26 protein-coding genes are annotated in these 22,665 nt (G+C 62.3%); 15 read left to right on the forward strand and 11 right to left on the reverse strand.

The annotated features are described in order from the left end of the window. Nucleotides 1–24 precede the first annotated feature (24 nt). Genes purQ through purC form a run of 4 tightly spaced genes read right to left on the reverse strand, consistent with a single transcriptional unit; the run spans nucleotide 25 to nucleotide 2,028 of the window. Complete coding sequence (purQ, locus tag O7B34_RS06730; protein ID WP_015318137.1) at nucleotides 25–693, reverse strand: phosphoribosylformylglycinamidine synthase subunit PurQ; 669 nt, start codon at nucleotides 691–693, stop codon at nucleotides 25–27. Beyond that, the gene (locus O7B34_RS06735) at nucleotides 690–929 is read right to left on the reverse strand and encodes a hypothetical protein (RefSeq protein WP_337145385.1); all 240 of its coding nucleotides are present in this window, start codon (nucleotides 927–929) and stop codon (nucleotides 690–692) included. Before O7B34_RS06735 ends, purQ begins: the two co-directional genes overlap by 4 nt. Nucleotides 930–947: 18 nt before the next feature. Then, nucleotides 948–1,190, reverse strand: a complete 243-nt coding sequence (purS, locus tag O7B34_RS06740; protein WP_337131116.1) for a phosphoribosylformylglycinamidine synthase subunit PurS — start codon at nucleotides 1,188–1,190, stop codon at nucleotides 948–950. A gap of 43 nt (nucleotides 1,191–1,233) precedes the next feature. Next, nucleotides 1,234–2,028 (reverse strand): phosphoribosylaminoimidazolesuccinocarboxamide synthase, encoded by a 795-nt coding sequence (gene purC / locus O7B34_RS06745; protein WP_013532127.1) that lies wholly within the window; start codon nucleotides 2,026–2,028, stop codon nucleotides 1,234–1,236. 276 nt (nucleotides 2,029–2,304) lie between these two features. On the opposite strand from purC, the gene O7B34_RS06750 reads away from it, so the two are divergent. Together O7B34_RS06750 and O7B34_RS06755 are read left to right on the forward strand one after the other, a co-directional pair. Further along, the gene (locus O7B34_RS06750) at nucleotides 2,305–2,625 is read left to right on the forward strand and encodes a DUF1476 domain-containing protein (RefSeq protein ID WP_027143682.1); all 321 of its coding nucleotides are present in this window, start codon (nucleotides 2,305–2,307) and stop codon (nucleotides 2,623–2,625) included. 111 nt (nucleotides 2,626–2,736) lie between these two features. Continuing rightward, nucleotides 2,737–3,510 carry an HpcH/HpaI aldolase family protein gene (locus O7B34_RS06755; RefSeq protein WP_337145386.1) on the forward strand — a complete coding sequence of 258 codons (774 nt, stop codon included), beginning with the start codon at nucleotides 2,737–2,739 and terminating at the stop codon, nucleotides 3,508–3,510. A 36-nt stretch (nucleotides 3,511–3,546) separates the two neighbouring features. Here O7B34_RS06755 and O7B34_RS06760 read toward each other — a convergent pair whose 3' ends face one another. Both O7B34_RS06760 and O7B34_RS06765 read right to left on the reverse strand, forming a co-directional pair. Further along, nucleotides 3,547–4,653: an acyltransferase gene (locus O7B34_RS06760; RefSeq protein WP_337145387.1), complete on the reverse strand. Its 1,107-nt coding sequence runs from the start codon at nucleotides 4,651–4,653 to the stop codon at nucleotides 3,547–3,549. Nucleotides 4,654–4,893: 240 nt separating this feature from the next. Next, nucleotides 4,894–5,442: an RBBP9/YdeN family alpha/beta hydrolase gene (locus O7B34_RS06765; protein ID WP_027143685.1), complete on the reverse strand. Its 549-nt coding sequence runs from the start codon at nucleotides 5,440–5,442 to the stop codon at nucleotides 4,894–4,896. A gap of 245 nt (nucleotides 5,443–5,687) precedes the next feature. On the opposite strand from O7B34_RS06765, the gene O7B34_RS06770 reads away from it, so the two are divergent. Beyond that, a complete protein-coding gene (locus O7B34_RS06770; RefSeq protein WP_337145388.1) occupies nucleotides 5,688–6,500 on the forward strand; it encodes a VOC family protein in 813 nt (270 codons plus the stop codon). Nucleotides 6,501–6,743: 243 nt separating this feature from the next. Here O7B34_RS06770 and purB read toward each other — a convergent pair whose 3' ends face one another. After that, nucleotides 6,744–8,051, reverse strand: a complete 1,308-nt coding sequence (gene purB / locus O7B34_RS06775) for an adenylosuccinate lyase (protein WP_337145389.1) — start codon at nucleotides 8,049–8,051, stop codon at nucleotides 6,744–6,746. A gap of 277 nt (nucleotides 8,052–8,328) precedes the next feature. Here purB and O7B34_RS06780 point away from each other — a divergent pair, with 277 nt between their 5' ends. After that, on the forward strand, nucleotides 8,329–8,583 hold the full coding sequence (locus O7B34_RS06780; protein ID WP_337145390.1) for a DUF2171 domain-containing protein: 255 nt from the start codon (nucleotides 8,329–8,331) through the stop codon (nucleotides 8,581–8,583). Nucleotides 8,584–8,592: 9 nt separating this feature from the next. On the opposite strand, the gene O7B34_RS06785 is transcribed toward O7B34_RS06780, so the two are convergent. Further along, on the reverse strand, nucleotides 8,593–9,618 hold the full coding sequence (locus O7B34_RS06785; RefSeq protein ID WP_337145391.1) for a P1 family peptidase: 1,026 nt from the start codon (nucleotides 9,616–9,618) through the stop codon (nucleotides 8,593–8,595). Then, nucleotides 9,618–10,691, reverse strand: a complete 1,074-nt coding sequence (locus O7B34_RS06790) for a branched-chain amino acid ABC transporter substrate-binding protein (protein ID WP_337145392.1) — start codon at nucleotides 10,689–10,691, stop codon at nucleotides 9,618–9,620. The genes O7B34_RS06785 and O7B34_RS06790 overlap by 1 nt, the downstream gene beginning before the upstream one ends. Nucleotides 10,692–10,866: 175 nt before the next feature. On the opposite strand from O7B34_RS06790, the gene O7B34_RS06795 reads away from it, so the two are divergent. From O7B34_RS06795 to O7B34_RS06825, 7 genes are all read left to right on the forward strand, one after another. Beyond that, nucleotides 10,867–11,394, forward strand: a complete 528-nt coding sequence (locus O7B34_RS06795; protein WP_337143409.1) for a flavin reductase — start codon at nucleotides 10,867–10,869, stop codon at nucleotides 11,392–11,394. Beyond that, nucleotides 11,391–12,320, forward strand: coding sequence for an AAA family ATPase (locus O7B34_RS06800; protein WP_337145393.1), 930 nt, complete (start codon nucleotides 11,391–11,393; stop codon nucleotides 12,318–12,320). The genes O7B34_RS06795 and O7B34_RS06800 overlap by 4 nt, the downstream gene beginning before the upstream one ends. Before the next feature lie 4 nt (nucleotides 12,321–12,324). Then, complete coding sequence (locus O7B34_RS06805) at nucleotides 12,325–13,575, forward strand: vWA domain-containing protein (protein ID WP_337143411.1); 1,251 nt, start codon at nucleotides 12,325–12,327, stop codon at nucleotides 13,573–13,575. 49 nt (nucleotides 13,576–13,624) lie between these two features. Next, nucleotides 13,625–13,963, forward strand: coding sequence for an XdhC family protein (locus O7B34_RS06810; protein ID WP_337143412.1), 339 nt, complete (start codon nucleotides 13,625–13,627; stop codon nucleotides 13,961–13,963). 6 nt (nucleotides 13,964–13,969) lie between these two features. Next, nucleotides 13,970–14,674, forward strand: a complete 705-nt coding sequence (locus O7B34_RS06815; protein ID WP_337143413.1) for an XdhC family protein — start codon at nucleotides 13,970–13,972, stop codon at nucleotides 14,672–14,674. Continuing rightward, nucleotides 14,671–16,281, forward strand: a complete 1,611-nt coding sequence (locus tag O7B34_RS06820) for a molybdopterin-binding/glycosyltransferase family 2 protein (protein ID WP_337145394.1) — start codon at nucleotides 14,671–14,673, stop codon at nucleotides 16,279–16,281. Before O7B34_RS06815 ends, O7B34_RS06820 begins: the two co-directional genes overlap by 4 nt. A 255-nt stretch (nucleotides 16,282–16,536) precedes the next feature. Continuing rightward, nucleotides 16,537–17,379, forward strand: coding sequence for an alpha/beta hydrolase (locus O7B34_RS06825; protein WP_337145395.1), 843 nt, complete (start codon nucleotides 16,537–16,539; stop codon nucleotides 17,377–17,379). A gap of 19 nt (nucleotides 17,380–17,398) precedes the next feature. On the opposite strand, the gene O7B34_RS06830 is transcribed toward O7B34_RS06825, so the two are convergent. Next, nucleotides 17,399–18,448 carry a DUF1176 domain-containing protein gene (locus O7B34_RS06830; protein WP_337145396.1) on the reverse strand — a complete coding sequence of 350 codons (1,050 nt, stop codon included), beginning with the start codon at nucleotides 18,446–18,448 and terminating at the stop codon, nucleotides 17,399–17,401. Between the two features lie 140 nt (nucleotides 18,449–18,588). Between O7B34_RS06830 and O7B34_RS06835 the strand changes: the two genes are divergently transcribed. Beyond that, nucleotides 18,589–19,095: a DUF1993 domain-containing protein gene (locus tag O7B34_RS06835; RefSeq protein ID WP_337145397.1), complete on the forward strand. Its 507-nt coding sequence runs from the start codon at nucleotides 18,589–18,591 to the stop codon at nucleotides 19,093–19,095. Between the two features lie 44 nt (nucleotides 19,096–19,139). Here O7B34_RS06835 and O7B34_RS06840 read toward each other — a convergent pair whose 3' ends face one another. After that, nucleotides 19,140–19,304: a hypothetical protein gene (locus O7B34_RS06840; protein WP_084636818.1), complete on the reverse strand. Its 165-nt coding sequence runs from the start codon at nucleotides 19,302–19,304 to the stop codon at nucleotides 19,140–19,142. A gap of 386 nt (nucleotides 19,305–19,690) precedes the next feature. Here O7B34_RS06840 and O7B34_RS06845 point away from each other — a divergent pair, with 386 nt between their 5' ends. The 3 genes from O7B34_RS06845 to O7B34_RS06855 all read left to right on the forward strand — a co-directional run bounded on the left by O7B34_RS06845 (nucleotide 19,691) and on the right by O7B34_RS06855 (nucleotide 22,656). Further along, a complete protein-coding gene (locus O7B34_RS06845) occupies nucleotides 19,691–20,152 on the forward strand; it encodes a hypothetical protein (protein ID WP_337143416.1) in 462 nt (153 codons plus the stop codon). A 119-nt stretch (nucleotides 20,153–20,271) separates the two neighbouring features. Next, a complete protein-coding gene (locus O7B34_RS06850; protein ID WP_337145398.1) occupies nucleotides 20,272–21,339 on the forward strand; it encodes an aldo/keto reductase in 1,068 nt (355 codons plus the stop codon). Nucleotides 21,340–21,387: 48 nt separating this feature from the next. Further along, complete coding sequence (locus O7B34_RS06855) at nucleotides 21,388–22,656, forward strand: cysteine desulfurase-like protein (protein WP_337145399.1); 1,269 nt, start codon at nucleotides 21,388–21,390, stop codon at nucleotides 22,654–22,656. Nucleotides 22,657–22,665: the final 9 nt, after the last annotated feature.

Below are 22,665 nucleotides of genomic sequence, written 5' to 3' on the forward strand. Positions count from 1 at the left end.
TTCTTAAGGTTGCGGTTGTAAACTTCAAGCGGCAATGCCCAGGGCGCCTTCGAACAGCGCCCTTCCGTCATTGCCGCCATGTGCTGCTTCTATCAGGTTCTCGGGATGCGGCATCAGGCCAAGCACATTGCCTTGTTCGTTGACGATGCCGGCAATGTCGTTGATCGAGCCGTTCGGATTGGTGCCTTCGGCATAGCGGAACACCACCTGGCCTTCGCCTTCGAGACGGGCAAGCGTGTCGGCGTCGGCAAAGTAATTGCCGTCATGATGCGCCACCGGCGAGCGGATGATCTGGCCCGGCTGGTAGCGGCGGGTGAACATCGTGTTGGCGTTGGCGATCTCGAGCTTGACCTGCCGGCAGACGAATTTCAGCGAGGTGTTGCGCATGAGCGCACCGGGCAGCAGTCCCGCCTCGACCAGGATCTGGAAACCGTTGCAGACGCCGATGACCATGACGCCCTTGGCGGCCTTTTCGGCTACCGCCCGCATCACCGGCATGCGCGCGGCGATGGCGCCACAGCGCAGATAGTCGCCGAAGGAGAAGCCGCCGGGGATGGCGATCAGGTCGACATCGGGGATTTCTGTGTCGGTCTGCCAGACGGTTGCCGGCGCCTGTCCGGAAATCTTGGTCAGCGCCGCAATCATGTCGCGGTCGCGATTGAGGCCAGGCAGGAGGACGACAGCTGATTTCATTTTGGTTCGTAAGGCCTCTGAGCTTCGGCAAGTTCGCGCGGATCGAGACGGCGTTCTATGCGTTCAAATCGATCATCCTGGCGGGCGAGAATGCCATAGATGTCACTTTGCGTTGCCACCACATGACCCCGCATAACACTCAATTCCCGTTTCGTCACATCCTGACGAAGTTCACCAATTTCGTGATGCACGCGTTTCAGCAGCTCGAACATCAACTCATTCGTGACTTCCGGCATACTGCCTCCGACACAACCTCAGGTGAGCGTCACACTATAATTCTCGATCACCGTATTCGCCAGCAGCTTGTCGCACATAGCCTTGAGGTCGGCTTCGGCCTTGGACTTGTCGCTTTCCGCCAGTTCGACGTCGAACACCTTGCCTTGCCGCACCGCGCCGACGCCATCGAAGCCCAGCCCTGACAGTGCGTGTTCGATTGCCTTGCCTTGCGGGTCCAGAACGCCGTTCTTGAGGGTGACGGTAATGCGGGCCTTGATCACGCTGGACATGCTCCTGTTCTGAATGTTGGGGCGCAAGCCGCAATCAGTGCGGCTTGCCTTTGAGACCGTCGGTCGAGGCGACAAGCACCGGACCTGTGGGACGCGGCGGCTCGTTCTCGTTCATGATGCCGAGGCGGCGGGCGACTTCCTGATAGGCCTCCACGAGGCCGCCCATGTCGCGGCGGAAACGGTCCTTGTCGAGCTTGTCCTGCGTTGCCACGTCCCACAGGCGGCAGGAGTCCGGCGAAATCTCGTCGGCCACGACGATGCGCATCATGTCGCCCTCGAACAGGCGGCCGCACTCGATCTTGAAGTCGACCAGCTGGATGCCGACGCCCATGAATAGGCCGGAGAGGAAATCGTTGACGCGGATGGCGAGCGCCATGACGTCGTCGATCTCCTGTGGGCTTGCCCAGCCGAACGCCGTGATGTGCTCTTCCGAAACCATCGGATCGTCGAGCGCGTCGGCCTTGTAGTAGAATTCGATGATCGAGCGCGGCAAAACGGTGCCTTCCTCGATGCCGAGGCGCTTGGACAGCGAACCGGCGGCGACATTGCGCACCACCACTTCGAGCGGGATGATCTCGACTTCCTTGATCAGCTGCTCGCGCATGTTGAGCCGGCGGATGAAGTGGGTCGGAATGCCCATGCGGTTCAAATGATTGAATATGTATTCGGAAATGCGGTTGTTGAGCACGCCCTTGCCGTCGATGACCTCGTGTTTCTTCTTGTTGAACGCGGTTGCGTCGTCCTTGAAGAACTGGATCAGCGTGCCCGGCTCGGGTCCTTCATAGAGGATCTTGGCCTTGCCTTCATAAATGCGGCGGCGATTTTTCATTTGAATTTTTCTCTGGATTTGCGGGCAGGCGGTAAGCGACCACTTCCTGTCCGTCCGCCTGAATTAATGCGGCGACGGTGACGTTCAATGCCGGGTCTATCCCAATCACACCGTTTGCTCAATCGGCAAATCCTTCCAATCAACCGCTTTCGGGACTGAAATGCCGCAGCGCAGCATATGACGAAGCATATTGACCGGCCCGCGACCTTTTGGTTTGTGCTTCGGCAACACACATATTCACCTGCCAACGAATCGGATTTGACCCGGAGGGACGCCATGAGCAGCATGAAAGACCGCGAAGAGGGCTTCGAGCGCAAATTTGCATTCGACGAGGAGCTTCGGTTCAAGGCTTCGGCGCGGCGCAACAAGGCGCTTGGTCTGTGGGCCGCCGAAAAGCTCGGAAAATCCGGTGATGACGCCGACGCCTACGCCAAGGAAGTCGTTGTTTCCGACATCGAGGAAGCCGGCGACCATGACGTGTTCCGCAAGATCCGCAAGGATTTCGACGCAGCGGGCGTCGAGCAGTCCGATCACCAGATCCGCCGTACCATGGATGAACTGATGGCGCAGGCGATCGAGCAGATCAGGAACACCTGATCCGGCCTCTTACCTGGACCAATCGACCGCCCGGCCGATCCGGGCGGTTTTTCTTTGCCTTTGCGGCGGTTTCCGGCTGAAACTGCCGACGCTAACAAGGAAAGAGATTAGATGTCCCTGAAGTCCCGTCTCGCCGCCGATGAAACGCTGGTCACCGCCTGGTCGGGCGTGCCGGACGCCCTGACCGTGGAGATCCTCGCCAGGCAGGACTTCGATGCTGTCACACTCGACATGCAGCATGGCGGCCATCACGAGGACAGCGTCCTGCGCGGCCTGGCACCGGTGCTGGCCCTGGGCAAGCCGGCGCTGGTACGCATTCCCGTCGGCCGCTTCGACATGGCCAGCCGTGCCCTCGATTTTGGCGCCGACGCGGTCATTGCGCCGATGGTCAACTCGGTGGCCGATGCAAAGCTGTTCGCCGCGGCCATGAAATATCCCCCGCTCGGCGAACGCTCGTGGGGGCCGACCTATGCCTTCCCCCGCCATGGCAAGGGCGACTATGCCGAATGGCTGCGCGATACCAATCAGCGCACCATGGCTTTTGCGATGGTCGAGACTCGCGCCGCGCTCGATGCGCTCGACGGCATCCTCGACACGCCGGGCATCGACGGCATTTTCCTCGGACCATCCGATTTCTCGATCGCCTGGACCAACGGCGCCGCCGTCAACTCCACGCTGGAAAGCATGATGGAGACAGTGGCCTCGGTTGCCGAGCGCACTCGCAAGGCCGGCAAGCATGCGGCGATCTACGTCGTCGAACCGGCTATCGCCGGCCGCGTCGTATCGATGGGCTACCGCCTGCTGGCCACCGGATCCGAACACGCGCTGATTTCGCTGGGAGCCAAGACGCTGCTCAAGGGCATGCGGGACTCGATCGGATCCTGAATCCGAACCGGCGGACAGCAGTCGCAAGAGGCGTGGTCAAGCAGTCGCTGCCGCGGGCGCCGCTGCGACTGGGCCGCTGCGTCTGAATTTGTTGAACAGAGCGCCGAGCGCCTGGACCCACCAATTGTTGAAGGCCATCAGCGGCAACGCCACGAGGACTGAACCCAGTATGGCGGCAGCGGCCGCGAGTGCGGTGGAGCCGCTGGCCAGGACGACCCATGACCCGAGTGAACAGATGATCGGCACGTGCACGAGGTAGAGCGGGAAGGACAGATCGCCCAGAAAACGTGCCGCCTTGCGCGATAACCATGACGGCGGGTTCTCCACACTGAGCGTGGCATAGACCAACATGATGCTTGCCGGGATGGCGACGCAGGCTTGCCGCAAGCCTGCATCGGAAACCGCAATCTCAAGTATGGCGAACGGGCGGTATACCCCCACGGCACTCCCAGCATAACCCAGCAACAGAAGGGAGCCCGCCACCATCGCACCTCTCGCCCATCGATTAGGGCGAAATTCCATGGCCAGAAGAGGATAGAGCACAAGGCCGGCCGGAAAGGCGCAAAAATAGAAACTGACTTGCAACGACAAGAACACGCCTATTGCCACGCCGAACCAGGGCAGCAGCGCCGAGCGGGCCTGAAGGAAAAAGATGATCGGCGCAAGGGCGAAGATCAGCATGCTCCCCCAGAACTCGACCACCATGGTCCACAGGCTGCTGTCATAATATTGATCGCCGAAAATGAATGTCCGCCAGGCACCTTGCAGGAGCGCATCGGCGAAACTCGCGGTCTCCCGCGAAAGCGTCCTTGAAGCGTTGCCGAATGTGCTCAGCCACTCAGATCGCGTCACTGCGGCCGCATCATCGAAGAAATACAGACCGAGCTTGAAGACAAGGCAGGACGTCAGGACCGTCACAAGCACCGGTCCAGCCAGCCGTGGCAGGCGCTTGACCGCACCCAGCAGCAGATCTTCTGCTTTTCGGGTCTGAAAATAGCGCTTCACCAGCACATAGGAAGACAGAACGAAAAAAAACAGGTAGACGGCGGAGACGCCGTTGAACGCGACGAAAACCGGACTGATTCTCAGCGATTGCGCGGCCATGTTTCCGGCGCCATTCATCGAAGGGGCAAAAGCAGCCAAGCAATGCCCACTCAAAACAACAAAGGCCGCGACACCTCTCAAGAATTCGAGTGAAGCATCCTTCCGCAAGCCACTGGCCTTTGTCTTCAGGCGAACTACCGTCGATTCAGTCCGCGCAATATTCTTGAGGAAACAGATTTCGCCGTATCGGACGAGTTAAGGCGAGCCATCTTAAATTATTGTGTATTCAAGCCTGAATTTTGATTTGAAGCGGCTTCAAGACAGTCCTTGGCAGAGATGTCAAAGGTCCGTCAGAAATTTGGCAAAAGTCATCGAGCCCTCTGGCCATGGGCCGAAGCCTGAATCCTCGCTGAGATGACCGGTCTCGCCGGCGTCGATGAACAGCGAGCCCCAGGCGCCGGCGATGTCCTCGGCGACATCGAAGGGACAAAAGGGATCGTTGCGGCTGGCGATCAAGATGGATGGAAACGGCAGCGGCTCGCGCGGATAGGGGCCGAAGGTCATCAGATGCCTTGGCTTGATCTTGGGATTGGCGACGTCGGGCGGTGCCACGAAGAAGGCGCCGGCGACCGGCTTCCGGAATTGCGGAATGGCCTGTACGGCCGCGGCCACTCCCAGTGAGTGAGCGACGAGAACGACAGGTCTCTGCGCTTCGTTGACCGCTTTGGCCACGCTCGCCGTCCAGTCCTCGCGCACCGGCTTCGACCACTCCGCCTGTTCCACGCGACGCGCCGTCGACAGCTTCGATTGCCAGCGGGTCTGCCAATGCTCCGGCCCGGAATTGGTGTATCCGGGAATGATCAGAATATCTGCGTCCTTGACTTTCATGGCGCTGAGATAGCGAGCGCGATTGTCCGATGCAACCGTTGATGGATGCGCTCACGCCCGCAATAGTGAACACCATGTTCGCTTTTCGCGGTCTTGTGTGAACGATGGCGATCGACGATCTCTGTCGGGAAAGAAACAGCCGTGGAGGGACCGGGATTTTGGCGCTGACACGACGAACAATGATCGGCGGCGCCGGGGTCCTGGCTTTGGGAACTTCGCGAAACGTCGCCGCAACGGAGACAATGATGAGCGAACTGCCATTTGCAGCCACCACGCCGGTGAGCGTCGCCCGGGTCGGGCTGAAGGCGCGTGATGCCGAAAGTCTCGCGGCCTATTATCGCCGGGTTGTCGGCCTGCGGGAACTGAGCCGTGCCGATGGCGCGATCACCCTGGGCGCAGCCGACCGTCCGCTGCTGGTGCTTGAACCGGACGTGTCCGCCAAGCCGGACGATCCGCGCAGCGCCGGCCTCTTCCATACGGCATTCCTCTTGCCCAGCCGCGCCGATCTGGGCCGCTGGATCAACCATGCCATCGCAGACAAGATCGCCATCGAGGGCGCTTCGGACCATCTGGTCAGCGAAGCGCTGTACCTGACCGATCCCGAAGGCAACGGCATCGAGATCTATGCCGACCGCCGACCGCAGGATTGGAAATGGAACGGCGACAGGATCGCCATGGCGACCGAGCGGATGAACATTCCTTCTGTCGTTGCCGAAGTGCCGGCCGGCGATGCGGGCTGGCAGGGCGCGCCAAAAAACAGCATTGTCGGCCACGTCCACCTGCGCGTCGGCAGGCCGGAAGAGGCGGAAGCCTGGTGGAACCGGGCATTCGGCTTCGACACGGTGGCCAAATATGGCGGCCAGGCGGTGTTCCTGTCGTCAGGCCGCTACCACCACCACATCGGCGCCAATGCCTGGCAGAGCGCCGGCGCCGGCCGCCGCGACCCCTCCCGCTCCGGCCTCGCCTGGGTCGAGATGCGTTCGGACAATGTGAGCAGCGAAACGACCCGTGAGGACCCCTGGGGCACGGTGATCAGGACTGTTCCCGGCAAGGCTTGAAGTCGGAAGCTTCCGCCAAGCTGGAGCACCCCTCATCCGACCGAGCTTCGCTCGGCCACCTTCTCCCACAAGGGGAGAAGGCAAAACGCTGCACTTAGGCCTCGGCTAATCGCAGGTGTCGACGTTTGGCGCCGACGCTGCACATCTTCCCTTCTCCCCTTGTGGGAGAAGGTGGATTGGCGCGTAGCGCCAAGACGGATGAGGGGTGTTCCAGCTTGGCGCCTGCGTTTCACCAGATCCGCTTCACGCCTCTCCGAACACCCGCTTGAAAATCGTGTCGACGTGCTTGGTGTGATAGCCCAGGTCGAATTTCTCGCGGATTTGCGCCTCCGGCAGCGCTGCGGTCACTTCCTTGTCGGCCAGAAGTTCCTCAAGGAAATCAGCGCCTTGTTCCCATACTTTCATGGCGTTGCGCTGCACCAGCCGGTAGGAGTCCTCGCGCGAGAGGCCAGCCTGCGTCAGCGCCAGCATCACGCGCTGGGAATGCACCAGGCCGCGGAACTTGTTCATGTTGTTCAGCATGTTCTCGGGATAGACGACGAGCTTGTCGACGACGCTGGTCAGGCGTGACAGCGCGAAATCGAGCGTCACGGTGGCGTCCGGGCCGATCATACGCTCTACCGAGGAATGCGAGATGTCGCGTTCGTGCCAGAGCGCCACGTTCTCCATCGCCGGCAACGCCATGGAGCGCACCATGCGGGCAAGGCCGGTCAGGTTTTCGGTCAGCACCGGATTGCGCTTGTGCGGCATCGCCGACGAGCCTTTCTGGCCCGGCGAAAAATACTCTTCCGCTTCCAGCACTTCGGTGCGTTGCAGATGCCGGACCTCGATCGCCAGCCGCTCGATGGACGAGGCGATGACGCCGAGCGTGGCGAAGAACATGGCGTGGCGGTCGCGCGGGATCACTTGCGTCGACACCGGCTCCGGCTTCAGTCCCAGCTTTTGGGCCACATGTTCCTCGACATAGGGCTCGATGTTGGCGAAGGTGCCGACCGCCCCTGAAATCGCACAGGTGGCAATGTCTTCGCGCGCGTGCACCAGCCGCTCGCGGCAGCGCGAGAATTCGGCGTAGGCCTGCGCCAGCTTGATGCCGAAGGTGGTCGGCTCGGCATGGATGCCGTGGCTGCGGCCGATGGTGACGGTGTCCTTGTGCTCGAAGGCGCGGCGCTTGAGCGCGGCAAGCAACGTATCGATGTCGGCCAGCAGGATGTCGCTGGCACGGGTGAGTTGCACCGCAAAGCAGGTGTCGAGCACGTCCGAGGACGTCATGCCCTGATGGATGAAGCGCGCGTCGGGCCCGACGAATTCGGCAAGATGGGTGAGGAAGGCGATGACGTCATGCTTGGTGACGCGCTCGATGGCGTCGATCTTCTCGACGTCGAATTCTGCCGCGCTTCCCTTTTGCCAGATGGTCTTGGCCGCTTCCTTGGGGATGACGCCCAGTTCGGCCAGCGCGTCGCAGGCATGGGCCTCGATTTCGAACCAGATGCGAAACCGGGTTTCGGGCGACCAGATGGCGACCATTTCCGGCCGGGAGTAGCGAGGGATCATATGGATCGATTTCCAGCTTCGCGTTGCGTTGGTCGCGTCCTAACAGAGGCGGGCAAAATGCTCAACGTTGCTGCCGCGCAAACCAGAGGCTGGTCAAGCGGAAATAGAGCCGGATTCCACAGGCGAGTGAAGGCGAGCGCAGGGACCTGAGAGGAGATTGGACGCGGTTGACCGCCCAATCAAAACGTCGTGCGGGCCAAAGCCGATGCATCCAATCCGCTCGTCATTTGTTATTGTCGGCAATCCCAATGGCAACCACCCCAATGGAGAACCTCACATGATCGACACCAGCAAAATTCGTGAGCACATGGAAGTCGTCGGCGCCGATGGCGTGCATATCGGCACCGTCGACAAGGTCGATGGCCAGCGCATCAAGCTGACCAGGGCCGACAGCGGCCAGGGCGCTCACAAGGGCCATCACCATTATATTTCCTTGGCCCTGGTTGCCGAGGTCGATGGCAAGAAGGTGTGGTTGTCCGCGAATTCCGATGTCGCGGTGACGTTCGAGGAAGAAAAATCCGATCCGGTTTGATCGATGGCTTTAGCCCAGGCGTGACGACCAGACGGGAAACAGATCGTTGCCCGCTGGCGTCGCGGCAAACACACCACGGCTGATGGCGCGCGCCATGGTGGCGCCGGCCGCGGCATAGAGGTCGACTGCGGCGTCAGCGGTGAGTTCGACCCCGCTCTTGCCGGTGGCCAGCGCGAACACCAGGTCGCCGTCGGCCGGCGTATGCGTCGGCCAGATGGCGCGCACGAAGCCGTCATGCGCCGAAATCGCCAGGCGTTTCGCGGCGGCCTTGGTGAGGACCGCGTCTGTCGCGATGATGGCGATGGTCGTGTTGCCGCCGCTTTCCATCTGCCGCCCGTGATCCTTGTCGCGGTATTTCAGCAAGATCCGCTTTGCGTCGTCGGGCATGGGCGAGGGATAACCGAGCCCGCCGAATTCATCGCCGATTTCGAAGGGCGCCGCCCAGAAATGGCGGGTGCGGCCAACGGTGACCGAGCCGGTCGGGTTGACGGCGGCCAGCGCGCCGATGGTGACGCCACTGTCCAGCAACGTCGAGGCGGAACCCAGGCCACCCTTCAGCCCCGACGTCAGTGCACCGGTACCGGCGCCGGCCGTGCCAAGTTGGAAATCGACGGCGGCTGCCTGTACCGACTCGTAGCCGAGGTCGCGATAGGGCGGATAGCGGCCCCAGTCCTTGTCGCCGCCATTGCGCAGGTCGAACAGGATCGCCGCCGGCACGATCGGCACCCGGAAGCCGCCCACCTCGAAGCCGATGCCGCGTTCGCGCAGCGCCGCCTGCACGCCCGACGCAGCATCGAGGCCGAAAGCCGAACCGCCCGACAGCACAACCGCGTGGATTGTCTCCACGGAATTGTGCGGTTCCAGCAGATCCGTCTCGCGGGTCCCAGGCGCGCCGCCAAGGATTTGCACACCCGCCACCGCCGGCTCGTCGCAAAGGACGGTCGTCACGCCGGACTTAAGCCTGGCATCGGAAGCATTGCCGACGCGCAGGCCGGCAACGTCTGATATGAGATTGCGCGGACCGGTGCGGAACATCAGTTGTTTTCCAAGGGCACGAAGCGGGTGCCGTCGAAGCGGAAGACACGGTAGGCGCTCTGGCTGAGGTCGCCCTTGGCGTCGAAGCGGACTGGCCCGATCGCCGTGGTGAAATCATGCCCGGTGAGCGCGTCGGTCAGTGGTTTGCCGGAGCTTGCGGCGTCCGCCGTGGCCGCCTTGGCGATCTCGACCGCCGCATAGGCCGGCAAGGTGTAGCCATCCGGCACGATCTTTTGCGCGGAGAAGCTCTCCAGCACTTCAGGGTCCGCGACATCGGCCCATTCGGGCGGCGCGATCATCAGCGTGCCCGTTGCATAAGGAACGTCGCCGGGAGGCGTGTGCAGGTTTTCGCCGCCAGCAAGAACGATGCCTGTCTGGAGCTGGGCGGCATCGCGCCCCATGATGGCGATGTCATCGCCGTCGCCGCCGGCAAAAACATGCGTGGCACCGGCCTTTTTCAGCCGACCCACCAGGCCGATCTGGTTGTCGAGCTGCGGCCGGAACGTGTCGACGAAGACCGGTTTCAGCGCTGCCTGCTCGGCCGCCGCGCGAAATGTCTCGGCGATCTCGCGGCCATAGATGGTGCCGTCATCGATGATGGCGAACAGTTCGTCACGCCACAGCCGGGTGAGGTTAGAGGCGACAGCGTTGCGCTCATCGTCGCCGCGTGGTCCCAAGCGATACACCGGCCAGCCGGTCTTGGCGCGGCGGTCGGTCAGGCTTTCGGTTCGCACGCCGATGGTGATGACCGGGATGTTGGCGTCCTTCAGGGCAGGCATCGCCGCTTCGATAGCCTCCGTGCAGAGGAAGCCGATCACGACATTGACCTTGGCTGCCACGAACTCGCTGGCCGCCGCGGCGCCGCCGTTGCCGGTGCAGGCGTCATCCACGGTCTTGAACTGGATGCCGTTTGCCTCTGCCGCCAGCCGGGCGCCGGCATCGATCTGCTTGCCGAGGATGGCCGATGGTCCCGACAGGGGCGCGGCGACGCCGATCGTGAGCGTCTGGGCGCCGGCGGCACCGGTCAGCAACAGCCAGGCCAGTGCGATGGATATCGTTCCCCCGGATCGCATCCTGCCGAACCGTCCCTCCAAGCCCGCGCGCGCGAGCGCCAATTCCCGCCAAGACCTAAAGGCTGTCCGGCCTTGGTGCAACACGCGAATTCCGGATATGGGCCAAGCACTTCGCTTGTGGCATGTGATGTCTGGCCATATATAACAGTTCAGGTTTTGGCTGTGGAAATCTCCAGTGCTGAAGATAAACGATATTGGACCGCAGGCCTATCGCGACGCGATGAGCCATTTTGCCGGTCACGTTCATGTAGTGACCACCGACGGACCCGCCGGCAAGCGTGGCGCGACGGTGATCGCGGCTTGTTCCGTGTCGGACACGCCGCCGACCATCCTGGTCTGCCTCAACCGTGAAAACCCCAAAAACGAGCCGTTCGTGAAGAACGGCAGGTTTGCCTTGAACACGCTGGCTTCGCACCAGGAGCCGCTGTCGATTGGATTCTCCGGTATGACTGGGTTGCCGGTCGAAGAGCGTTTCGCGCTTGGCGAGTGGGACGTGATTTCCACCGGCGCGCCGACGCTGAAGGGCGCGCTCGCCGTTTTCGATTGCGAGTTGATCGACACCAAGGACCTGGCCACCCATCGTGTGCTTTTTGGCAAGGTGACAGGCCTTCGCATGGGCGATAATTTGCGGCCGCTGATCTACCACGCGCGCGGCTACCACGTCCTGGAAAGTGGGGCGGTCGCACCCACGGAGAAAGAATGAGCGACTTGAAACCGCGCCCCGTGCCGCGGACGATCGACGAGACGCTCGATCTCCTGACCGGCGCGGACTATGTCGCGGACCGGTCGCTGGCCACGGTACTTTTCCTGTCGCTGCGCATGAAACGGCCGCTTTTCCTCGAGGGGGAGGCCGGCGTCGGCAAGACCGAGATTGCCAAGGTGTTGGCCGAGGCGCTTGGTCGCCGGCTGATCCGACTGCAGTGCTATGAGGGGCTCGACGTCTCCTCGGCCGTCTATGAGTGGAATTACGCCGCGCAGATGATCGAGATCCGCATGGAGGAGGCGGCCGGCAAGGTCGAGCGCTCTGCCATGGAGCGCAACGTCTTCTCCGAAAAATACCTGATCCGCCGGCCGGTGCTCGATGCGCTGACCGGCCAGACGGGCGCGGCCCCGGTCTTCCTGATCGACGAGCTCGACCGCACCGACGAAGCGTTCGAGGCCTTCCTGCTCGAAATCCTCTCCGACTTCCAGGTGACGGTGCCTGAACTCGGCACGATCAAGGCTGAAGATCCGCCGATCGTCATCATCACCACCAACCGCACGCGCGAGATCCACGACGCGCTGAAGCGGCGCTGCCTCTATCACTGGGTCGACTATCCCAATGCGGAACGCGAGCTGGAGATCGTGCGTCGCAAGGTGCCTCGGGCCAACCAGCGGCTTTCGGCCGAAGTGGTCTCCTTCATCCAGAAGCTGCGCCAGATCGAACTGTTCAAGGTACCTGGCGTCGCCGAAACCATTGACTGGGCCGGTGCACTGACCGAACTCGACAAGGTGGCGCTCGATCCGGAGACCGTGTCCGACACGATCGGCGTGCTGCTGAAATACCAGGACGACATTGCCCGCATCGGTGCGGGTGAGGGCCGGCGCATCCTCGAGGAGGTCAAGGCCGAGCTCGCGGCGGCGGAGTAGGGGAATGAAGGCTTCGCGTCCCGACCCCAGAGAGGCGACCGAGGACGGGCGGATCGCCGACAACATCGTCTATTTCGCCCGCACCTTGCGCAAGGCCGGCATGCGGGTCGGACCGGCCTCGGTCAAGGATGCGATCGAGGCGGTGCTCGTCGCCGGCATCGGCTCGCGCGATGATTTTTACTGGACGCTGCACGCCGTGCTGGTCTCGCGCCATGAGGATCACGCCACCTTCGACGAAGCCTTCAGGCTGTTCTGGAAATCGCGCGAACTGATCGAGAAGCTGCTGGCGATGTTTTCGCCGGTGGCGCCTGACGTCAGGCAGAAGCAGAAGCCGCGCGCGGCCGAAAACCGCGTCAGCCAGGCGATGTTCGAGAGCCACCAGAAAAAGCAACCACCGCAGGAAGTCCCTGAGATCGAGGTCGACGCCCGCTTCACCTTTTCCGGCAACGAGGTGTTGCGGGGCAAGGATTTCGCGCAGATGAATGCAGCCGAGATGGCGGACGCCAGGAAGGCTATCGCCGAGCTGCGATTGCCTTTCGATATGGTGCGGACCAGGCGCTTCAAAGCTGATGCGCACGGCCGCCGCATCGATCCACGCGCCATGATGCGCTCGGCGGCGCGCACCGGCGGTGAACTGATCCTGCCGAAATTCCGCTCGGTCCGCGAAACACACCCGCCGCTGGTGGTACTGGCCGACATTTCCGGTTCGATGAGCCAGTACACGCGCATCTTCCTGCATTTCCTGCATGCGCTGACGGAAAAGCGCCGGCGCGTGCACACCTTCGTCTTCGGCACGCGGCTGACCAATTTGACCCGGCAGATGCGCCACCGCGATCCCGATGCCGCCCTTGCCGATTGCTCGGCGGCGGTCAAGGACTGGTCGGGCGGCACGCGCATCGGCGATACGCTGGCCGAGTTCAACCTTGTATGGTCGCGGCGCGTGCTGGGACAGGGCGCGGTGGTGCTTTTGATCACCGACGGGCTGGAGCGCGACGACGTCATGGGCTTGTCGGAAGAGATGGAGCGGCTGCACAAATCCTGCCGGCGGCTGATATGGCTGAATCCGTTGTTGCGCTTCGATGGTTTTCAGGCGCGCGCCCGAGGCGTCAAGGCGATGCTGCCGCATGTCGACGAATTCCGCTCGGTGCACAATCTCGAAGCGCTCGCCGATCTCTGCGCCTCGCTCGACAAAAAATCGGCGCTTTCGGTCGATCCGCGGCGGTGGATGGGTGCTGGCGCGAGGCACGCCGCATAGCCATATGTTTCCTGGTTCCCTGGAAAAACAGACCCTGAGAGAAGCAACGATGAGCGACAGCATGTATCTCGATGAGGCCCGCGACCCGCTGATCATCGCGGAAACCTGGATGAAGGACGGCAAGGATGTGGCTATCGCGACCGTGGTCGAGACCTGGGGTTCGGCGCCACGCCCGGTCGGCAGCCACCTTGTCATCGATGCCGATGGCAATTTCCACGGATCCGTTTCGGGTGGGTGCGTCGAGGGCGCCGTCGTGACCGAGGCGGTCGACGTCATCGGCTCCGGCAAGGCCAGGATGCTGGAGTTCGGTGTTGCCGACGAGACGGCCTGGCAGGTTGGCCTGTCCTGTGGCGGCCGCATCAAGGTTTATGTTGAGCGATTGGGCTGACCTCGGATGGATCCCTACGCGCTGAAGACGCTCAATGCCGAACGACGCGCCCGCCGCGCGGCGATCCTCGTCACAGATCTCGGTGACGGTCGCGATCGTATCGTGCGGGAGGGCGATCAGGTCGCTGGCGATCTCGGAGCGGCGATCGCCAAGGCGTTTCGGTCCGGTAATTCCGGCTCCGTCGAGGCGGAAGGACGGAGCTTTTTTCTCAATGCGCATCTGCCGCAGCCGCGCCTGGTGGTGATCGGCGCCGTCCATATCAGCCAGGCGCTCGCGCCGATGGCCCGGATCGCCGGCTATCCCCTGGAGATCATCGATCCGCGGACCGCCTTCGCCACATCAGACCGGTTTCCCGACGTCGCGTTGCATGCCGACTGGCCGCAGGATGTGCTGGAGCGCCAGCCGCTCGACAGTTACACCGCGCTCGCCGCTGTCACCCATGACCCGAAGATCGATGATTTCGCGCTGAAGGCGGCACTCGACGCCAACTGCTTCTATGTCGGGGCACTTGGCAGCCGCAAGACGCATGCCAAGCGCGTCGAGCGCCTGCTGGCGTTGGGCGCGAGTGCCGACCAGATCGCGCGTATCCACGCGCCGATCGGGCTGGACATCGGGGCGGCAAGCCCCGCCGAAATCGCCGTCGCCATTCTCGCGCAGACCATCCTTGCCTTCCGCTCGCGCGGTCTCGATGTGAAGGGCGCGGCGGCGTGAAATTTGGTCCGATACCGATCGAGGCCGCTGAGGGGGCGGTGTTGGCGCATGCCACCACGGCGGGCGAAAAGCGGTTTCGCAAGGCGCACAGGCTGAGCGCCGAAGATGTCTCCATACTCAAAGGGGCGGGTATCCTGCAGGTCGTCGCGGCCGTGTTGGCCCCTGACGATCTCGGCGAGGACGCCGCGGCGCAAACAATTGCGCAGAGCATGACCTTTGGCGGCATCGAGGCGAAGCCCGCCGCCACCGGTCGGGTCAATCTCCACGCCAAGGCGGCTGGTATCTTCACGGTCAACGCCGCTGTCATCGACGCCATCAATGCCGTCGATCCCGCCATCACCATCGCCACGCTGGCCCGGCACTCGCCGGTCGATAAGGGCCAGATGGTCGCGACGGTGAAGATCATTCCCTTCGCGGTCTCTTCCGCGTTGGTCGACGCCGTGGTGAAAATCTGCGCCGGCGTCGAAATTTTTGCCGTCAACGCCTATCAGCCGGTGCGTGTCGGTGTCATCCAGACGGTGCTGCCGGGCACCAAACCAACTGTGCTCGACAAGACGTTGCGCGTCACCGAAGCCCGGCTGGCGCGCTCGGGCGGCAGGCTGACGGCGGAGCGCCGCACGCCGCATGAGATCGGCCCTGTCGCCGAGGCCGCCATCGCGCTTGCGCGCGACAACGACATGGTGGTGATCTTCGGGGCTTCAGCCATGAGCGATTTCGCCGACGTCGTTCCGGCGGCGATCGAGAGGGCCGGGGGGATTGTTGTCCGCGCGGGCATGCCTGTCGATCCCGGCAATCTGCTGGTGCTCGGCACACTCGGCGGCAAGCGCGTCATCGGCGCGCCTGGCTGCGCCCGCAGCCCCAAGGAAAACGGCTTCGACTGGGTGCTCGACCGGTTGATTGCAGGCCTCGATGTCACCGCGCGCGACATCGCCGGCATGGGTGTCGGCGGCCTGCTGATGGAGATACCGACGCGGCCGCAGCCGCGCGAGCCGCTGCCGGCCAAAAACCGGCTCAAGGTCGGGATCGTGCTTCTGGCGGCGGGCCGGTCGAGCCGCATGGGCGGACCGAACAAGCTGATGGCGCTGTTCGACGGTCAACCGCTGGTGCGCCGCACCACCGAACGCGCTCTCGCCTCGAAGGCTTCAGGCACGATTGTCGTCACCGGCCATCAGCGCGAGCGGGTACGCGCGGCATTGTCGGGCCTCGACGTCACCTTCGCCGACAATCCCGATTTTGCCGATGGCCTGTCGACCTCGCTGAAGGCCGGTACTGCCTATCTCCCCGAGGACATCGCTGGTGCGATGATCGTTCTGGGAGACATGCCGGGTGTCGCATCCGACGACCTCGACAGGCTCATCGATGCCTTCCGCCGGGCCGGCGGCAACTCAGTGGTCCGCGCCTCGCATGAAGGCAAACGCGGCAATCCGGTGCTCCTGCCGCGTTCGCTGTTCGCGGCCCTCGCCCATCTCGAAGGCGACACCGGCGCACGCCATCTGGTCGAGGCCGAGGGGCTCGATGTCATCGACGTCGAGATCGGCGAGGGCGCATCCGTCGACGTCGACACCCGAGAGGCGCTGGAAGGCGCAGGCGGCGTGCTGCAGGATTGACAAATAGAGGTCGAATTTCGCATGCCTGATGGCATGGCCTTCACTTTCTTACTTCGCCGCCGCTTACCCCCCTCTGTCCTGCCGGACATCTCCCCCTCAGGGGGGGAGATCGGACATGACGACGGCTTTCGCCAATCGTCGATGCTGGAGAAAGGGTGCAGGGATGGACGTTGCCAATCTCCCCCCTTGAGGGGGAGATGGCCGGCAGGTCAGAGGGGGGCGCCTCGCGCTTTCCTGGCCTTTCTGGCTGCAATTATGTTTCCAATCGCTGCTCACGCTGATGCTCTCACGCTAAAACCGTTCAAGGACGATGTCTTCACCTATCCGGCGACGCTCACATCCGACAGCAACGGCGCCTACACGGTCCTCGACTACCGCGAGATGCGCGACATCAACCAGCGCGACGAGGTGCCGGAAAAGCGCGTTCATGCCCAATATACCGACACCGGCGTGCGCAAGGTGCAGCAGGATCTGATGCTGAAGACGGACGCCGGCGATGTCAGGCATGTCGCCGTCGGCAAGACGCAAGGGGCCGCGGTCATCGTGCTCTATCTGCACGGGCAGGGCGGCAGCCGTAAGCAAGGCGTCGACGACTTCACCTTCGGCGGCAATTTCAACCGCCTCAAGAACCTGATGGCCGGCAATGGCGGGCTCTACATCTCTCCGGATTTTCCTGATTTCGGCGACAAGGGCGCAGCACTGGTCGCGGCCCTGATCGACCATTATGCCGAACAGTCCCCGGGCGCGAAAATCTTCGTCGCCTGCGGCTCGATGGGTGGAGCGCTGTGCTGGAAGCTTGCCGCACGCAAGGATACGGGCGGCCGCGTGAATGGGCTGCTGCTGCTCGGATCGCTGTGGGACGAGGGTTTTCTCGCAAGTCCCGCCTTCAAGCGTCGCGTGCCAGTGTTCTTCGGCCAGGGCAGCCATGACGTGGTCTTTCCCGTGGCCAGCCAGGAAGCGTTCTTCCGCTCCATCCTCGCGAAATCGAAAACCTATCCGACCCGCTTCGTCCGCTTCGAAACCGGTACCCACGGCACGCCGATCCGCATGGTCGACTGGCGCGGCACGCTCAATTGGATGCTGTCGAAGGCGCCGTAAAGGCAATGTGTGGACCGCTCTAAGGCGCGGTGTTGTAGTCGACAATGGTCTGCGGATTCTCCTCGCCGTCATAGGACGCGTCGACGTCATACTGAACCAGCGAAAAATCGCCGTTGCGGAACAGATATGTCCCGGCGTCCGAAGCATCGCCGACGCCGCGCCATTTGTTGAACATGGTGATCGTGTGGGCGTCCTGGTCATAGTCGGAATTGACCGCCCATCCTGTGGTCTGGAAGCCGATTACCGTTACACTCAACAGCTTGCCTTCGCTGTCATTATTCTCGTAGCGTATATCGGTCTGAGGTTCGGCGAACTGCAATTGCCTGACACCGTCCACCTCGTTGGTCATGTAATAAACCGAGCTTTCATTGTAGGCGGCGGCCGAGCAGGAGAAGTGGAACAGGCGGGTTTCCTTGTCCGGGTCGCCCGGCTGAGCATTCTTGTCCTTGTATTTGATCGAAAAGACCTCCGGCTCATTGGCCAAAAGATCCTTGTCGCACTGATCGCCATAGGTCGCGAGGAAGGCCTTCTTGGCCTGTTCCAGCGCGGTATCCTTCTTCGGCGGCGGCGGACCGTCGCCGCAGCTTGGCGGCAACGCCTCGTCGAGATCGGCGGTGGAGGGCTTCAGCGCGCCCTTGTCGATGAAGATCGGCTGGAAGGGTGGCGCCTGGATCTGGGCATTGACCTGGCGCAGCGTGTAGCAGCCGGCGAAAACCTTCGCTTCGCCCTTCTTGTCGGTTGCCTGGATGGCGACCGGGACGTTGTAATAGATGCTGCCCGCCGCGCCCTCGTCCGAAATCGGACCGGTCCTGACCTCCACCCTGTCGGTGCCGTCATAACCCTTGACGAATGTATCGAAATCCTTTGCCGGCTTTGTATCGCCGTAGTAGCCCCAGGCGCGCGCGAATTCATACCGGTTGATGGCGCTGTAGAGAGAGCGGACGACCGCATCCGCGCTCGACCGATCATCGACGTAAGGCGCTTCGGGTGTATCGCTGGCGGCCAATGCCGTCTGGCCTGTCGTGGCAAGGGAGAGAAGGGCAGTCGCTGCGAGAAGGGCGCGTCTCATCGGGAATCTCCGCTCGATAACGAAAATTCTACCATGGCGATTGCGGCGACGTGGTGACGCCGTGCGGCTTCAGCTTGAAAAATCGGGCTTGAGGGCGCTAGGTCCTCCCGCCGGCATTCCTGCCGGACAGGAGATCTGACGTGACGATATCGATGTATGAGGCATCCGTGCCCGTTTTTTCAGCCAGGCTGAAGGCACTTTCCAGTGTGCTGGCGGCAGCCGAACAGAATGCGCTTGACCGCAAGATCGACCCGCAGGTGTTTTTGACGGCGCGGCTTGCGCCCGACATGTTCGCGCTGACCCGGCAGGTGCAGATCGCAACCGACCATGCCAAGGGCGCGCCCTCACGGCTGGCTGGCCGCGAAGTGCCGAAATATGAGGACAATGAAGCAAGCTTTGCCGAACTCGAAGCGAGGATCGCCAAGACGGTCGCCTATTTGGCGACTTTTTCGGCAGTCGATATCGACGGGTCGGATGACAGGATGATCGAGTTGAAGCTGGCGGGCCGGGAAACGACATTGCGCGGCATGCAGTATCTGCTGCATGTGGCCATGCCCAACTTCTATTTCCACCTCACCACCGCCTACGACATCCTTCGCCACAATGGCGTGCCGCTTGGCAAGGCGACGTTCCTGGGATCGCGTTGAGGAATCGAGATGTCCTGGATCGATCCGGGACATCTCGCACCTGCTTAGCGGATGGACATTTCGCGGGCGATGCGCGGGAAATCGGCGGGCTTGACGCCGATGTCGGCACGCTCGGCGTTGCTCATCGAATGAAGCAACGCGAGCGCCGCGCGATATCTCTGGTGTTCCTGCGGGCGCGGCCGGGCGAACATTTCCGTGAAGAAACCCATGTTTCAGGCTCCTGATTGGTCCTCCACGCCAGACAGTATAGGTGAATCGTGAAGATTGTGCAGTGCAGCATTTGCATGCCTGCCATGCCCGGATGATTTTTTAGAATTTTTTTGCGGCCCGATGAAACTCTTGCGCCGCGCCAGTCGCAGGCTTCGAAGCTGGCACATGGCCGGTTTTTCCTCGCCGGCGACTTCCGGACTGCATGAAGGTGCAGTCCGGCTTTTGTCTGGGGAGCATTGATCCTCGATAGCAATCCTCGCAACGGCTAGATTCGTTAAGACCGGTGGCATGTATTTTTAACGAGCCGGTTCTATGCTCGGTAATCCAGACAGTCAGGCAAGGGGAGGCTGACATCGCTACCGGCGCCAAGCGAGATTTTGCATCACTGCTCGACGACCTCTTCGTTGCCTCCGACAAAGGCGATGGCAGCGAGGGCGAGGAGACCGGCGCGCGCCCATCCATCCCGTTCGACTATCTCTCGGTCGCCGATGAACTCCATTCCGGCCGCATCAAGGTATCCGCCGCGGAATATCGCGAGGCTGGTGTCGATCTGGCCAGCGAATTTGCCGCCTTGCTTGAACAGGCCAGGCTCGCCCTGGCTGGCGAAGAGCCGAAGCCGGAAGAAAAATTACCGCCAATCGATCCTGAATCGATTGCGGTCGAACTGGGATTGGATCAGCCCAAGAACGCTGCCGATTTCGGTCGCATGCGCCGCAGCTTTGCTTTCGCCAATCATCCCGACCGCGTTGCCCCGCATTTGCGCCAGCGCGCCATGATCCGCATGCAGATCGCCAATATGCTGATCGACGAGGCCAAGCGCCGCGCCGTGGCCGCCGCACGCCGCTAACCGCCTCTGCTCACGCAAAAGTCGGCCCGGCGAGGCTTGGAGAGCGCCTCCGCTTTTCCTATAAGATGCGAATTCCTCTCCGCGCAGCCGCGCATACATTCCCTCCGGAGCAGAATTCGATGCACAAACGCCGTCTCGGCCGGACCGATCTTCTTGTTACCCAGATTTGCCTCGGTTCGATGACCTGGGGCCAGCAAAACACCGAGGCCGAGGGCCACGCCCAGATGGACCTGGCCTTCTCGCGTGGCGTCAATTTCATCGACACCGCCGAACTTTATCCGATCCCGCCCAAGGCGGAGACGCAAGGGCGGACCGAGAAGATCATCGGCAGCTGGATGAAGGCCAAGGGCAATCGCGACAAGGTGATCCTTGCCTCAAAGGTTGTCGGTCGCACGGCCAATGCCTGGTTTCGCGGCGACCGGCCCTCTCAATTGGTACGGGCCGATATCTTTGATGCCATCGACAAGTCGCTGGCCAAGCTCGGCACGGACTATCTCGACCTTTATCAAATCCATTGGCCGGAACGAGACATCCCCTGGGGTGCCAACCCGACGCGCATCGGGGCGGTGGCGCGGCGTGCCGATTCTGTCGGCGCACCAGTCGGCGAAACGCCGATCGCCGAGACGCTCGCGGTGTTCGAGGAACTGGTGAAGGCAGGAAAAATCCGCCATTTCGGCCTTTCGAACGAGAGTTCGTGGGGCGTGATGCGCTTCCTCGCAGAGGCCGGCAAAGAGATCGGTCCGCGCGTCGCCTCGATCCAGAACGCCTACAACCTCGTCAACCGCACCTTCGAGGTGAACCTCGCCGAGATTTGCGAGCGCGAAGGGGTGTCGCTGCTTGCCTATTCGCCGCTTGCACAGGGTTATCTGACCGGCAAATACGATCACGGCGCCCGCCCGCAGGGCTCGCGCTCGCAACTGTTCAATCGCGGTCAGCGTTATGAGACGCCCAATGCCGCCGAAGCGCAACTCGAATACAATGAACTGGCACGCTCTTTCGGGCTGGAGCCGGCGCTGTTTGCCAATGCCTATGTCTCGAGCCGGCCCTTCGTGACCTCCAACATCATCGGCGCGACAACCATTTCCCAACTGGAAATGGCGCTGTCCTCGGCGGATGTCGTCTGGACCGAAGAAATGCAGAAGGCGGTGGATGCCGTTCACCAGAGGGTGGGCAATCCCTGTCCGTGACCGATCCCGGGCGCGGAATTGTCGAGTAACAGCAAAGGGGTGGAGACAATGGTGGACTTTTCGATCGAGGCCGTGCGTGGAAAATTTCCCGCTCTCTCGCTGACTGACAAAGGACGCCGACGTATCTATCTCGACAATCCTGCCGGCACGCAGGTGCCTCAGGCCGTGGCCGACGCGGTCTCGCGCTGCCTTTTGACGACCAACGCCAATCTCGGCGGCCATTTTGAAACGACGATCGCGGCGCAGCAGGTCGTCGACGAGGCGCATCAGGCGATGGCCGATTTCCTCGGTGCGGCAAGCCCGCAGGAAATCATCATCGGCGCCAACATGACGACGCTGACCTATCATATGTCGCGAACGCTCGGCCGCACGATGAAGCCCGGTGACGAAATCATCCTCACCCGCATGGACCATGAGGGCAATGTGTCGCCCTGGCTGCAACTGGCCGAGGACCTTGGCCTCGTCGTGCACTGGCTGCCGTTCGACGAAAAGACCTGGCAGATCGAGGAGGCGACGCTGGCTGGTCTGCTGTCCGGGAAGACACGGCTGGTGGCGTTGAACTACGCCAGCAATCTCACCGGCTCGATCAACAAGGTCAAGTCCTTGACCCAACTTGCAAAAAACGCCGGAGCGCTGGTCTATGTCGATGCTGTGCAATTCGCGCCGCATGGCCTGATCGACGTGCAGGAGCTCGGCTGCGATTTTTTGATCTGCTCGGCCTACAAATTCTTCGGTCCGCATATGGGCATATTGTGGGGCCGGCGCGACGTTATCGATGGTTTGAAAGCCTATAAATGCCGCTGTTCCTCGAACGGACTGCCAGAGCGTTTCGAACTCGGCACGCCGCAGATCGAACTGATGGCCGGGCTCACGGCCGCGGTCGACTATTTTGCCGCACTCGGCACGTCGGCCGGCGAGGAGGGGTCGAGAAGGCGCAGGATTGCCAAGGCGTTCGAAGTCTCCATCGCCTATGAAAACCCGCTGGCACAAAGGCTGATCGACGGCCTGTCCGACATTTCAGGCCTGTCCGTCCACGGCATCACCGATCCGAAACGGCTCGGCGATCGTGTGCCGACTGTCTCCCTCACCGTGGACGGCATAGTGCCCGAAACGATCGTGAGGCAGATGAACGCCGAAAACATCTTCCTGTGGTCGGGCCACAACTATGCCTGGGAAATCGTCCACCAGCTCGGCATTCCTGCCGAGCAGGGCGTCGTGCGCATCGGCATCGCGCACTACAATACGGCGTCCGAAATCGACGAGACGCTTGAGAGCGTTCACCGGGTGATTGCCATGCTCAGGCAGCAACGCCCCTGACGCGAGCTT

The sequence above is a fragment of the Mesorhizobium sp. Cs1299R1N3 genome (assembly GCF_037179625.1).
Taxonomy (GTDB): domain Bacteria; phylum Pseudomonadota; class Alphaproteobacteria; order Rhizobiales; family Rhizobiaceae; genus Mesorhizobium; species Mesorhizobium salmacidum.